We start from the raw sequence: 12,857 nt of genomic DNA on the forward strand, positions 1-12,857 counted from the left end.
TCCGGGCCCCGATCACCCGCCCACCAGCCGCGCCGCCAGCGGCATCAACAAGGCTGCCAGCAGCACTTGCAGGCCCAACGCCATGCCGGCGTAGGCGCCGGCGTCCGGGTGCACCTGCAGCGCGCGCGCCGCGCCGATGCCGTGCGCGGCGGTGCCCAGCGCAAAGCCGCGCACGGCCCAGTCGCGCACGCCCAGGGCATCGAACAGGTACTTGGCCGACAGCGCGCCCACCATGCCGGTGAGCACCGCGAACAGCGCCGCCAGCGCCGGGATGCCATTGAGCCGCTCGGCGATGCCCATGGCCACCGGCGCGGTCACGGACTTGGGCGCCAGCGAGCGCAGCACGTCCGCCGGCAGCCCCAGCGCCCAGCCCAGCGCCAGCGCGCTCAGGGCTGCCGCCGCGCCGCCGGCCAGCGCCGCCACCACCAGCGCCACGCCGCGGCGGCGCAGCGCCTCGCGCCGCTGCCACAGCGGCCAGCCCAACGCCACCACCGCCGGCCCCAGCAGCGCATGCACGAACTGCGCGCCGGCGAAATAGGTCGGATAGGGCGTGCGCGTGAGCAGCAGCAGCGCGCCCAGCATCAGCACCGACCACAGCACCGGGTTGGCCCAGGGCGCATGGCCAAGCCGCGCGTACAGCGCCTGCGCGCTCACGTAGGTCACCAGCGTGGCCGTGAGCCCGAACAGGGGCGTGGAGGCCATGTAGACCCAGAGCTGGACGAAATCAGCCATGCGTGTCCCCTTCCCCGGCGTCGCCGCCGGCAGGCGTTTCGGGCGAGCGCGCCAGCAGCGCGCGCAGCACCAGTGCCGTCATTGCCATGCCGATCCAGGTGGACAGCACGATGGCCACCAGCAGCTTGAGCCCGTACTGCGACAGCACCGCCAAGTGCGTGATGACGCCCACGCCCACCGGCACGAACAGCAGCGACAGGTGCGTCAGCAGCGCATCGGCCGCCGCGGCCACCGGCGCGCGCAGCGCCGGCACGCGCAGCGCCGCCAGCAGCAGCACCAATCCCAGCACCGGGCCCGGCAGGGGCAGGCCGAAGCCGCGCGCCAGGGCTTCGCCCAGGGCCTGCAGCAGCAGCAGGAAGGCCAGTCCGCGCAAGGCTTCCATCGCGCTCAGCCCCGCCGCGCGGCGCGCGCCGCGACGGCCCGCCGGCCCTGCGCCGGGTGGTCGGTGAACAAGCCGTCCAGCCCAGCGTCCAGGAAGACCTCCAGGCAGCCGGCGAGGTCGCCATGCGCGGCGGGGTCCGTGCCACGGCGGAAGTCGGCCGGCAGGAAGCGGTTCTCGGCCCTGAAGGTCCAGGCGTGCACCGCCAACCCCGCCTCGTGCGCCTGCGCCACCAGCGGCGTGGGCGCGCCGAGCCGGCCGTCCGGGCGGCGCGGGATCACCAGGTCGGCGTGCACACCCAGCGCCTGGACGTGGCCGGCCAGCGCCTTCAGGCTGGCGGGCGTGAGCAGGTCGGCGTAGCGGCGGGGGTCGCCGGCGGCGCTGAAATCCCAGGGCTGGCCCTCGTCCTCGACGAGCTGCACCAGCGGCAGTTCCGTGAGTTCGCGCAGCAGGCGCAGGTTGCCCACCTCGAAGGACTGGATGAAGACCGGGGGCCGCGGCCCCTGCCCGCCGTGGCGGTGCAGCGCCTGCACCAGCGGCGGCTCCAGCGGCAGGCCGAGCTTGCGGAAGTGGCTCGGGTGCTTGATCTCGGGATAGACGCCCACGGGCCGCCCGGGCCGCCGCGCGTTGGCCTCGTCGAGCAGCGCCAGGATCTCGTCGAAGGTCGGCACGGTGAAGCGGTCGTCGAAGGCGGTGCCGCGCAGCGCGGGCAGGCGCTCGCGTGCGCGCAGCGTGCGCAGCTCGGCCAGGGTGAAGTCCTCGGTGAACCAGCCGATGCGCGCATGGCCGTCGATGGATTTCTTGCAGCAGCGCGAGGCGAACTCGGCACGTTCAGCCACGTCGGTGGTGGCTTCGAGCAGCGAGCCGTCGGCATCGAGCAGCGCCAGGGCGTTCTCGTGCCGCGCCACCAGCACGCCGTCGCGGGTGCTGACCAGGTCAGGCTCGATGAAATCGGCGCCCTGCTCGATGGCGAGCGCATAGCTCTCCAGGGTGTGCTCGGGCCTGCAACCGCTGGCCCCGCGATGGGCGATGACGAGGGGATTCATGGCTGCAGCATCGCACGCCGGGCCCCCTGTTCGCAGGGCCGCTGCCGGCCACCGCGGACGGGCCAAAAGCCCAGCGCCCAGAAGGCCAAATCGCGAAATTCCCCCCTCGGCAAAGCCTGTTCCCGGTACTCCGTCGCAGCCTGCGGCAAACCCTCGTTGGTACGTTCCCACACGAAAGATGGGACAACCCGAATGGGCGTGGAATTGGTTACGGTTCGCAGTATCGTGAACGCCAACCTCATTGAAGTTGAGCTGCCTTGAAGCCCTTCCTCTCCTGGCGAAAGCTCGGCCGCCTCGTGGTGCCGGGCGTGGGGATCGCGGCCGTTGCGGCGGCCGCGTACGCGGTTGTCGAGGAAGTTCGCAGCTCCCGATGGCAGGCGCGACAGCTCAGCCAAGTCAGCAGCGAGTTGAGTTTCGAGCTGCAGCCCGGCGCCACCGACCAGGTGCGCTATCCCGGTGAGGGTCCTTATGACCTGCGCCTGGGCTACACGCAGCTGCCCCTCTTCATCGATCGGCTGCAGCGGCAGGGTTACGCGGTGCAGGCCCAGGCGCGCATGTCGCCGCGCATGGTGGAGCTGGCCGACCACGGGCTGTTTCCCGCCTATCACGAGAAGAACCAGGGCGGGCTGGAGCTGCTGGACTGCCGCTCGCAGCCCATGTTCGCCACGCGTTATCCGCAGCGCGCGTACGACGGCTTCGACGCGGTGCCGCCGCTGCTGGTGCAGGCGCTGCTGTTCATCGAGAACCGCGAGCTGCTCGATGCCGAAGCCCCGCAGCGCAATCCGGCCGTGGAGTGGGACCGGCTGGGCAAGGCGGCACTGAGCCTGGGGCTACGGCTGGTGGGCGATTCGGGCCGCTCGCCCGGCGGCAGCACGCTGGCCACGCAGATCGAGAAGTACCGCCATTCGCCCGAAGGCCGCACCGACGGCGTGAAGGACAAGCTGCGCCAGATGGCCTCGGCCTCGCTGCGCGCCTACATCGACGGGCCCGACACGCTGGCGCGGCGCAAGCAGATCGTGGCCGACTACATCAACACCGTGCCGCTGGCGGCCCGGCCCGGCTTCGGCGAGGTCAACGGCCTGGGCGACGGGTTGTGGGTCTGGTACGGGCGCGATTTCGACGAGGTCAACCGCCTGCTCACCGACACCGGCGAAGACCCACGCCCGGAGATGCTGGCGCAGCAGGCCCTGGCCTTCAAGCAGGCGCTGTCGCTGATGATTTCGCAGCGCCGCCCCTCGCATTACCTCATCGAGACCGACTCCGGCCTGGAGGACCTGACCAACAGCTACCTGCGCCTGCTGGGCGATGCCGGGCTCATCAGCCCCGCGCTGCGAGACGCGGCGCTGCCGCTGGCGCTCACGCTGCAGTCGCAGGCCGTGCCCAGGGCGGCGCAGCAAAGCTTCGTGGACCGCAAGGCTGCCACGGCCGTGCGCACGCGGCTGTCGGCGATGCTGGACGTGCCCCGCGCCTACGACCTCGACCGCATCGACCTGCGCGCCCGCGCGACGCTGGACACGCCGGTGCAGCGCACGGCCACCGAGCTGCTGCGCGGCCTGCGCACCCCCGAAGGCGCACAGGCCGCAGGGCTGTACGGCTTCAGGCTGCTGAGCCCGGGCGACGACCCGAGCAAGCTGGTGTTCAGCTTCACGCTCTTCGAGCGCGGCGAGGGCGTGAACCGGCTGCGCGTGCAGACCGACAACTGGGACCAGCCCTTCGACATCAACGAGGGCGCACGGCTGGACCTGGGCTCCACGTCCAAGCTGCGCACGCTGGTGACGTACCTGGAGCTCGTGGCCGAGCTGCACGAGCGCTGGAGCAAGCTCGACGGCATCGCGCTGGCCGCGCTGGAGCTGCACGAGCGCGACCACATCGGCCGCTGGGCGCGCGACTACCTGCTGCGCGCGAGCGACCGCGGCCTGCAGCCCATGCTCGACGCGGCCATGCAGCGCAAGTACTCCGCCGGCCCGGGCGAAGGCTTCTTCACCGGCGGCGGGCTGCACTTCTTCGCTAACTTCGAGCCCGAGGACAACGGCAAGATCATGCCCGTGGCCGAGGCGCTGCGGCACTCGGTGAACCTGCCCTTCATCCGGCTCATGCGCGACGTGGTGTGGCACGTCATGTACAACCTGCCCAGCGCTGACCCGACGCTGTTCAACGACCCGGACAACCCGCAGAGGCGCGAGTACCTCATGCGCTTCGCGGACAAGGAAGGCCAGGCGTACCTGCTGCGCTTCTGGCGCAAGTACCAGGGCAAGGACCGGACGCAGGTGCGCGAGACGCTGCTGCAGGGCGTGCGCGAGACGCCGCCCAAGCTCGCCGCGGTCTTCCGCACCATCGAGCCCCGGGCCGGCATGCAGGATTTGAGCGACTTCCTGCTGCAGCAGCTGCAAGAGGAGATGCCCGACTACACCGACAAGGAGTTGCGCAAGCTCTACGACACCTACGACCCGCAGCGCATGTCGCTGGCAGACCGGGGCTACGTGGCGGGCGTGCACCCGCTGGAGCTGTGGCTGGTCGGGTGGTTGCACGATCATCCCAACGGCACCTTCACCGAGGCCGCGCAGGCCAGCGCCAAGGAGCGCCAGGACGTCTACGCCTGGCTGTTCAAGACCAAGTACAAGGGCGCGCAGGATGTACGCATCCGCAACCTGCTGGAGATCGAGGCCTTCATCGAGATCCACCGCCGCTGGAAGCGCCTGGGCTACCCCTTCGAGTCGCTCACGCCCTCCTACGCATCGGCGCTGGGCGCTTCGGGCGACCGTCCCGCGGCGCTGGCGGAGTTCATGGGCATCCTGGCCAACGACGGCGTGCGCCAGAGCGCCGCGCGCATCGACGAGCTGCACTTCGCCGAGAACACGCCCTACGAGACGCGCCTGGCGCTGCGCGGCAATCCGCCTGAGCGCGTGCTGCCGCCGGAAGTCGCCGCCACGGCGCGGCGCGCCGCCTTCGACGTGGTGGCCAACGGCACCGCGCGGCGCCTGAAGGACGTGCTCAAGCTGCACGACGGCACCATCGTGCCCATCGGCGGCAAGACCGGCACCGGCGACCACCGCAAGGACAGCTTCGGCCGCCACGGGCAGCTGCTGTCCTCGCGCGTGATCAGCCGCTCGGCCACCTTCATGTTCGTCATCGGCGACCGCTACTTCGGCACCATGATGGCCTACGTGCAGGAGCCCTACGCCGCCAACTACAAGTTCACCAGCGCGTTGCCCTCGCAACTGATGAAGTCACTCGTGCCGGCGCTGGTGCCGTTGATGGAAAAGGGCTCGTGCCCGGCGCCCAAGGCCGAGGCGGCGCCGGCGCCCGTGCCCGCCAGCAGCGACGTGCTGCAAAGCGTGCAGGTGCGCGCCGACGTTCAGCAGCAGGCCACGCGCTGAGCCTCGCGGCCGCGGCGCCTAGCCGCCGCGGCCACCACCCCCAGGCCCGCGAACATCAGGGCCCAGCTGCCCGGCTCGGGCACCGGCGTGGCGACGTAGCCGCGCAGGTAGCCGTGGAACAGCCCGTAGCCCACGACCTGCCCGCTCTCGTTGATGCCCTGCGCCGACAGCAGCGTCCAGCGCCCTGACTGGTCCGGCGCGACCAGCGAGTTGAGATCGTGGCGCACGCCGTCGCGCCACAGGAAGGCGTCGAAGTTGTACATGCCCACCACCCAGCCCTGCTCGTTGATGTCGAAGGCCTCGCCGAAGCCTTCGCTGGCGAGCGCGGTCATCGTGCCGCCGCTGTAGAGGAAAGGCAGCAGCTCGCCCTGCGCGGTGTAGCTGTAGCCCACCACCTGGCCGGCGTTGTTGACGGCGTGCGCCTGGCCGAAGGTGCCGCCCAGCGAGGGCAGCAGCGTGGCCGTGCCGTTGTCGTACATGAAGGGCCGGCGCACCACGTCGCCCGGCATCACCGCGCCGCCCACCACCACGCCGCGATCATTGATGCCGAGCCCTTCGCTGGTATTGCCCACACGCAGCTCGCGGCTGAGCGTGCCGTCGTAGATGAAGGTTTGGCCGCTGACCTGCCCCGTGGCTTGGCCCGCGTCGTTGACGGCGTTGGCCACGCCGCGCGCGAAACTGCCGAAAGGCGCGGCCAGGTCTCGCCAGGCACCGCCGCTGTAGAGCGCCGGACGCTGCACGTTGTCGGCGTTGAGCGACCAGCCCGCCACGTCGCCGCGGTTGTTGATTCCCTGCGCGACGCTCAGCGGCCCGCCCAGCGTGCCCAGCTGCCGCAGGTCGTCCTGGCCGGTCGCCACGAACACCTCGCGCGTGCGGTCGACGCCGTTGGACATCGTGCCCGCCACCAGGCCCGAGTCGTTGATCGCCGCCGCCGAGCTGCTGCTGAGCGGCGCCAGCGTGCCCAGGTTGTGCACCCGGTAGCGCGGCACCTCCGCCGGCGTGGGCGCCGCGGCCTGCACCGCCTGGACCCCTCCCAGCGCGGCAGCCGCAGCGACGATGAGCCCATGTGGAAACAGGTTCGCTTGCTTCATGCTGCACCTCCTTGTGCGCCGGCTTGGGCACTGCGGGTGCCCAGCCGGCGCTTTGGCGGCGCTGGAAGCGTTTCTTACCGTCTGCAATAGATGCTTGCAGACGAGGCCGGGGCGTCGTGGCGCCCCGGCGGCGGCTTCTTACACCGCGGCCAGCGCCTGGTCGATGTCGGCCTTGAGGTCGTCAATGTGCTCGATGCCGATGGACAGCCGCACCGTGTCCACCGTCACCCCGGCCTTGGCCAGCTCCTCGGGCGAGAGCTGGCGGTGCGTGGTGGAAGCCGGATGGCAGGCCAGCGACTTGGCGTCACCGATGTTCACCAGCCGCGTCACCAGCTTGAGCGCGTCCTGGAAGCGCGCGCCGCCTTCCAGCCCGCCTTCCACGCCGAAGGTCAGGATGCCCGAGGCGTGGCCGCCCATGTAGCGCTGCACCAGCTCGTGGTCGGCGTGGTCGGGCAGGCCCGCGTAGTTCACCCACTTGACCTTCGGATGCTCTTGCAGGTGCTGCGCCAGCGCCAGGGTGTTGTCGCAGATGCGCTCCATGCGCAGCGCCACGGTCTCGATGCCCTGGAGGATCAGGAAGGCGTTGAAAGGGCTGATGGCCGCGCCGGTGTTGCGCAGCGGCACCACGCGCGCGCGGCCGATGTAGGCCGCCTCGCCCAGCGCCTGCGTGTAGACCACGCCGTGGTAGCTGACGTCGGGCTCGTTGAGGCGCTTGAAGCGCTGCGCGTGCTGCGCCCAGGGGAACTTGCCCGAGTCCACGATCACGCCGCCGATGGAGTTGCCGTGGCCGCCGAGGTACTTGGTCAGCGAGTGCACCACGATGTCGGCGCCGTGCTCGAAGGGCCGGCACAGGAAGGGCGTGGGCACGGTGTTGTCCACGATCAGCGGCACGCCGTGGCGGTGCGCGATCTCGGCCAGCGCGTGGAAGTCGGTGACGTTGCCCAGCGGGTTGCCGATGGACTCGCAGAAGATGGCCTTGGTGCGCTCGTCGATCAGCGGCTCGAAGGAGGCCGGGTCGCGCGGGTTGGCGAAACGGGTCGTGATGCCCGACAGCGGCAGCGTGTGGGCGAACAGGTTGTAGGTGCCGCCGTAGAGGGTGGAGGAGGAGACGATGTTGTCGCCGGCCTCGGCGATGGTCTGGACGGCGTAGGTGATGGCCGCCATGCCCGAGGCCACCGCCAGCGCGCCAATGCCGCCTTCCAGCGCCGCGATGCGCTGCTCCAGCACCGCGGTGGTCGGATTCATGATGCGCGTGTAGATGTTGCCGGCCACCTTGAGGTCGAACAGGTCGGCGCCGTGCTGCGTGTCGTCGAAGGCGTAGGCGGTGGTCTGGTAGATCGGCACCGCCACGGCCTTGGTGGTGGGATCGGGGCTGTAGCCGCCGTGCACGGCCAGGGTTTCGAATTTCATGCTTTGCTCCTCCGGATTCATAGGGGGGACCGCAGTGTAGGCAGTGCCGCGGCGGGTGCACGCGCACCGGAAGTTGCGATGGCTCAAATTCGACTTGCAGCCCGTTTTGAGCCTGCGCAAAGGGAGTTTTCACCTGCGGTAGTCAGATAAGCGCATCCAAGACGAGGAGGACACCATGCATGCGCTGAAGGATCTGCTGACCACCGACTACGGCCTGATGAGCGTCGCCGTGATCGCCGTCACCCTGGGCCTGGGCGGCTTCTACCTGCGCTACTTCCTGCGCCATATCCAGGAGGACATTGCCCGCCACGCCGCCAAGCGCTGAGCCCCTCCCGCGGCGGCGCCGCACCGCGCGGCCCGCATCCGCCAGGCCGCGCCGCCCCTGTGAGGCTCAAGACTGGCGCGCCGGCCGCGGCGTGCCTTCGCGCGCCTGCTCTTGCGGCAGCTTCTCCCGCGGCGCCCTCTCCTGCGGCGCCTGCCCGCGCGTCTTCCACAGCGACACCAGCACGCCGCCCGCGATCAGCGCGGCCGTGACGGAGAGGCTGATCACCGGCGGCATCTTGCCGACGATGTTGACCAGGAAGATCTTGCCGCCGATGAACACCAGCACCAGCGCCAGCGCGTACTTCAGGTAGGCGAAGCGGTGGATCATCGCCGCCAGCGCGAAGTACAGCGCGCGCAGGCCCAGGACCGCGAAGATGTTGCTGGTGTAGACGATGAACGGGTCGGTGGTGATGGCGAAGATCGCCGGCACCGAGTCCACCGCGAACACCAGGTCTGCCAGCTCCACCATGCACAGCGCCAGGAACAGCGGCGTGGCCCACAGCACGGCCTTGCCGCTGGCCGGATGCGGCTGGCGCACGAAGAAGTCGCGCCCGTGCAGCCCGTCCGTCACGCGCATGTGCCGGCGCAGGAACTTCAGCAGCGGGTTGCGCGCCAGGTCCGTCTGGTGGTCGCGCATCCACAGCATCTTGATGCCGGTGAGCACCAGGAAGGCGCCGAAGAAGTAGAGCACCCAGCTGTACTGCGACACCAGCGCCGCGCCCAGCCCGATCAGCAGCGCGCGCAGCACGATCACGCCCAGGATTCCCCAGAACAGCACGCGGTGCTGGTACTGCCGCGGCACGGCGAAGAAGCCGAAGATCAGCGCGATCACGAAGACGTTGTCCATCGACAGCGACTTCTCGATCAGGTAGCCGGTGAAGTACTCCAGGCCCGGCTGGGCGCCGAGCTGGTGCCAGACCCAGGCGCCGAAGATCAGCGCCACCCCGATGTAGCCGGCCGACAGCCACAGGCTCTCGCGCACGCCGATTTCGTGCTCGTCGCGGTGCAGCACGCCCAGGTCCAGCGCCAGCAGCAGCGCCACGATGGCCAGGAAGCTCAGCCACAGCCACAGCGGCTGGGTCAGGAAAGGGGTGTGAAGGAATTCCATGGGGTCTGCCGGAGGCAGGTGGTGAAGACGTGGCGGTGCGCGGATCAGGCCCGCCGCCCGGCCACCGGCCCGGGCGGCGGCGGCTCAAGGCCTCAGGCCGCGGCCTGCGGCACGGGGTGCAACGACGGCACCGGCAGCGGCCGGGGCAGCCGCCACCAGGCCGCCACCGTGTTCAGCAGCACCGCCTCGCCCTCGGCGATGTAGCGGTCGGCCTCGGCCAGCTGGCAGCAGCACTGCAGCACCTGGTGGCGCAGCGCCGGGTCGCTCACCTCGTCCAGCAGCACCGTGAGCGCCACCGGATCGACGCGGCAGGCCTCGTCCCAGGCCAGCTGCGGCGCCGACTGCAGGTCCTCGCAGCAGTCGTGCAGCACCTCCATGAACTCCGAGGGCAGCATGCCCAGGCACTGCGCCGCCTGCATGTGCTCCAGCGCCTGGAACTCCTCGTGGGAGAAGTGCCCGTCGGCCAGCATGGTCAGCGCCACGATGCGGGCGGCGGCCTGGGGGCTGTTGTGCGGATAGCTGCGCATGAAGAACGCTCCTTGCGTCGGAAGTCGGTCGTTGGATGCGTGCCCGCGGCAGCGGACACGCGCAAAAGGTAGGCGGCGTGAAACTTCCAAAAAAGCAGCGGATCACAGAGCCACCCTTCGCTCAAAACTGAGGAACCCATGGCTCCCGACTTCAGCTACCGCCACCTGCACTACTTCTGGGTCGTGGCGCAGGAGGGCGGGATGGCGCGCGCCGCGGCGCGGCTGGGGGTGGCAGTGCAGACCGTCAGCGCCCAGGTGCGCGAGCTGGAGCGCGCGCTGGGCCACACGCTGCTGCGCCCGGCCGGGCGCGGGCTGGCGCTGACCGAGGCCGGCCAGGCCGCGCTGCGCCAGGCCGACCGGATCTTTGCCCTGGGCGCGCAGCTGCCGGCGCTGGTGCAGGAGGCTGCCGGCACGGCCGTGGTGCGGCTGCACGTGGGGCTGTGCGACGGGCTGCCCAAGCTGGCGGTGCACCGCCTGCTGCAGCCGGTGCTGGCGCAGCCCGACCTGCGGCTGCTGTGCCACGACGGCGAGTTCGACGAGTTGCTGGCGGCGCTGGCGCTGCACCGGCTGGACCTGGTGCTGAGCGACCACCCCGCCCCGCCGCACCCGGGGCTGCGCATCCACGGCCATGCCGTGGGGCGCTCGGCCATCGCCTGGTACGCCGCGCCCGCGCTGCAGGCCGCCGCGCGCGAGGACTTCCCGCGCTCGCTGGCGCGGCTGCCGCTGCTGCTGCCCACCGGCCACGCCGCCATGCGCGCGGGGCTGGACCGCTGGTTCGAGCAGGAGGGCATCGCCCCGCGCGTGGCCGGCGAGTTCGAGGACAGCGCGCTGCTCAAGACCTTCGGCGCCGGCGGCCTGGGCGTGTTCCCGGCCGTGGAGCTGGTGGACGAGGAGCTGCGCCGCCACTACGGCGTGGAGTGCGTGGGCCGCTGCGCCGGGGTCGAGCAGCGCTTCTTCGCCTTCTGCAGCGAGCGCAAGGTGCAGCACCCGCTGGTGGAGCGCGTGCTGGCAAGCACCACGGCCTGAGCCCGGCACCGGGCTGATCCCGCCCGGCGGGACGGCCGGCACTTCGCGGGCGCAGCGCTTGCCCAAGGTGCCCGCCATGGCCGACCCCTACGCCCCGCGCGCCTGGCTGCCGCACGAGCGGCCGATGATGCCGGGCTCGCCCTCCACGCCGCTGCACACGCCCGCGCGCCGCGCCGCCTACGCCGCGGTGGGGCTGCTGGTGTCGCTCACCGGCGGCCTGGGCAACGCGCTGGTCAGCGCCAACCTGCAGAGCCTGCAGGGCGCGCTGGGCCTGTACGCCGCGGAGGCCGCGTGGCTGCCCGCGGCCTTCGTGATGAGCAACGTGTCCATGAACCTGCTGCTGGTGAAGTTCCGCCAGCAGTACGGGCTGCGCCTGTTCACCGAGACCTTCATGGCGCTGTACGCGCTCATCGCGCTGGCGCACGTGTTCGTGCACGACTTCTCCTCCGCGCTGGCGCTGCGCGCGGCGCACGGCATGGCCGCCGCGGCCACCACCTCGCTGGGCCTGTACTACATGCTGCAGGCCTTCCCCGCGCGGCTGCGCCTGCGCGGGCTGGTGATCGCGCTGGGCACCTCGCAGCTGGCGCTGCCGCTGGCGCGGCTGCTGCCGGTGGGCGTGCTGGAGGCCTCGGCCTGGCGCGGGCTGACGCTGTTCGAGGCCGGCCTCGCGCTGCTGTCCTTCGGCGCCGTGCTGGCGCTGAAGCTGCCCCCGGGCGACCGCTACCGCGTGTTCGAGAAGCTGGACTTCCTCACCTTCGCCCTCTTCGCTCCCGGCATGGCGCTGCTGTGCGCGGTGCTGGGGCTGGGCCGCACGCTGTGGTGGACCGAGAGCGCCTGGCTGGGCTGGGCGCTGGCCGGCGCCGTCGTGCTGCTCACGGCCGCCGTCGCGCTGGAGCACCACCGCCGCAACCCGCTGCTCAACACGCGCTGGATCAGCAGCGCGGGCCTGGTCCGCCTGGGCCTGGTGATGCTGCTCATCCGCGTGGTGCTCTCCGAGCAGGGCGTGGGCGCGGTGGGGCTGCTGCAGACGCTGGGCATGGGGCCGGACCAGCTGCGCCCGCTGTTCGCCATCGTGCTGCTGGGCACGGTGGCGGGCGTGGGCGCCAGCGCCTGGCTGATCAGCCCGGCGCGGCTGCACTGGCCGATCCTGTTCGCGCTGGCGCTGATGATCCTGGGCTCGCTGCTCGACACCCGCGCCACCAGCCTGACGCGCCCGCAGGAGCTGTATGCGAGCCAGTTCCTGCTCGCCTTCGGCAGCGCCTATTTCCTGGGGCCGGCCATGCTCTCGGGCATGTCGCAGGTGATCGCGCAGCCGCGCAACCTGGTGAGCTTCACGGTGATCTTCGGCATCAGCCAGAACCTGGGCGGGCTGGCCGGATCGGCGCTGGTCGGCACCTTCCAGACCTGGCGCGAGAAGTTCCACTCCAGCCAGATCACCGAGGGGTTCACCTTGCTCGACCCGCTGGTGGTGTCGCGCATCCAGGCCGGCGCCGCCGCCTTCGCCGGCACGCAGACCGACCCCGTGCTGCGCAACGCCCAGGGCAGCGCCGCGCTGGCCGCCGCCGCCACGCGCGAGGCCCACGTGCTGGCCTATGCCGACGTGTTCCTGCTCACCGGCGTGCTGGCGGCGCTGACGCTGCTGTTCCTGATGGGCCATGCCGCCTGGGCCGCGCGCCGCGGCGCGCCGGAGATGGCGCAGCGCGCCGCGCCCGCCCCGGCCGCCGCCCCTTCCGCAACCCCCGCCCCGGCCATGCCGGCGCCGCCGCCAGCCGCCGCGCCCTCACCGGGCCGCCCCGGCAGCGCCGACCCCAACGCGCCGCTGACCGACACGGTGTGA

The 12,857-nt window shown here is 71.3% G+C and carries 11 protein-coding genes; 4 read left to right on the forward strand and 7 right to left on the reverse strand.

Annotation, left to right across the window (positions count from 1 at the left end):
• Positions 1-12: 12 nt before the first annotated feature.
• The 3 genes from H537_RS0121965 to H537_RS44710 are packed head-to-tail and all read right to left on the reverse strand — an operon-like array spanning position 13 to position 2,157.
• A complete protein-coding gene (locus H537_RS0121965; RefSeq protein ID WP_028999565.1) occupies positions 13-732 on the reverse strand; it encodes an LrgB family protein in 720 nt (239 codons plus the stop codon).
• Positions 725-1,114 carry a CidA/LrgA family protein gene (locus tag H537_RS0121970; RefSeq protein ID WP_028999566.1) on the reverse strand — a complete coding sequence of 130 codons (390 nt, stop codon included), beginning with the start codon at positions 1,112-1,114 and terminating at the stop codon, positions 725-727. The genes H537_RS0121965 and H537_RS0121970 overlap by 8 nt, the downstream gene beginning before the upstream one ends.
• A gap of 5 nt (positions 1,115-1,119) precedes the next feature.
• On the reverse strand, positions 1,120-2,157 hold the full coding sequence (locus H537_RS44710) for a glycerophosphodiester phosphodiesterase (RefSeq protein ID WP_043459620.1): 1,038 nt from the start codon (positions 2,155-2,157) through the stop codon (positions 1,120-1,122).
• A gap of 257 nt (positions 2,158-2,414) precedes the next feature.
• Between H537_RS44710 and H537_RS44715 the strand changes: the two genes are divergently transcribed.
• Positions 2,415-5,534, forward strand: a complete 3,120-nt coding sequence (locus H537_RS44715; RefSeq protein WP_051243089.1) for a transglycosylase domain-containing protein — start codon at positions 2,415-2,417, stop codon at positions 5,532-5,534.
• Here the strand turns inward: H537_RS44715 and H537_RS0121985 are convergent.
• On the reverse strand, positions 5,513-6,625 hold the full coding sequence (locus H537_RS0121985) for a PEPxxWA-CTERM sorting domain-containing protein (protein WP_028999567.1): 1,113 nt from the start codon (positions 6,623-6,625) through the stop codon (positions 5,513-5,515). The two genes, H537_RS44715 and H537_RS0121985, sit on opposite strands and share 22 nt — an antisense overlap.
• A 138-nt stretch (positions 6,626-6,763) precedes the next feature.
• Positions 6,764-8,035 (reverse strand): O-acetylhomoserine aminocarboxypropyltransferase/cysteine synthase family protein, encoded by a 1,272-nt coding sequence (locus tag H537_RS0121990; protein ID WP_043459621.1) that lies wholly within the window; start codon positions 8,033-8,035, stop codon positions 6,764-6,766.
• 175 nt (positions 8,036-8,210) lie between these two features.
• Between H537_RS0121990 and H537_RS51440 the strand changes: the two genes are divergently transcribed.
• A complete protein-coding gene (locus H537_RS51440; protein WP_084150866.1) occupies positions 8,211-8,360 on the forward strand; it encodes a DUF3149 domain-containing protein in 150 nt (49 codons plus the stop codon).
• A gap of 66 nt (positions 8,361-8,426) precedes the next feature.
• On the opposite strand, the gene H537_RS44720 is transcribed toward H537_RS51440, so the two are convergent.
• Positions 8,427-9,467: a TerC family protein gene (locus H537_RS44720; RefSeq protein ID WP_084150867.1), complete on the reverse strand. Its 1,041-nt coding sequence runs from the start codon at positions 9,465-9,467 to the stop codon at positions 8,427-8,429.
• 92 nt (positions 9,468-9,559) lie between these two features.
• Positions 9,560-9,994, reverse strand: a complete 435-nt coding sequence (locus H537_RS44725) for a TerB family tellurite resistance protein (protein WP_051243090.1) — start codon at positions 9,992-9,994, stop codon at positions 9,560-9,562.
• Between the two features lie 138 nt (positions 9,995-10,132).
• Between H537_RS44725 and H537_RS0122010 the strand changes: the two genes are divergently transcribed.
• On the forward strand, positions 10,133-11,020 hold the full coding sequence (locus H537_RS0122010; RefSeq protein WP_028999569.1) for a LysR family transcriptional regulator: 888 nt from the start codon (positions 10,133-10,135) through the stop codon (positions 11,018-11,020).
• A 76-nt stretch (positions 11,021-11,096) separates the two neighbouring features.
• On the forward strand, positions 11,097-12,857 hold the full coding sequence (locus H537_RS44730) for an MFS transporter (RefSeq protein ID WP_064736020.1): 1,761 nt from the start codon (positions 11,097-11,099) through the stop codon (positions 12,855-12,857).

Origin of the sequence: Azohydromonas australica DSM 1124 (assembly GCF_000430725.1) — a bacterium.
GTDB lineage: Bacteria > Pseudomonadota > Gammaproteobacteria > Burkholderiales > Burkholderiaceae_C > Azohydromonas > Azohydromonas australica.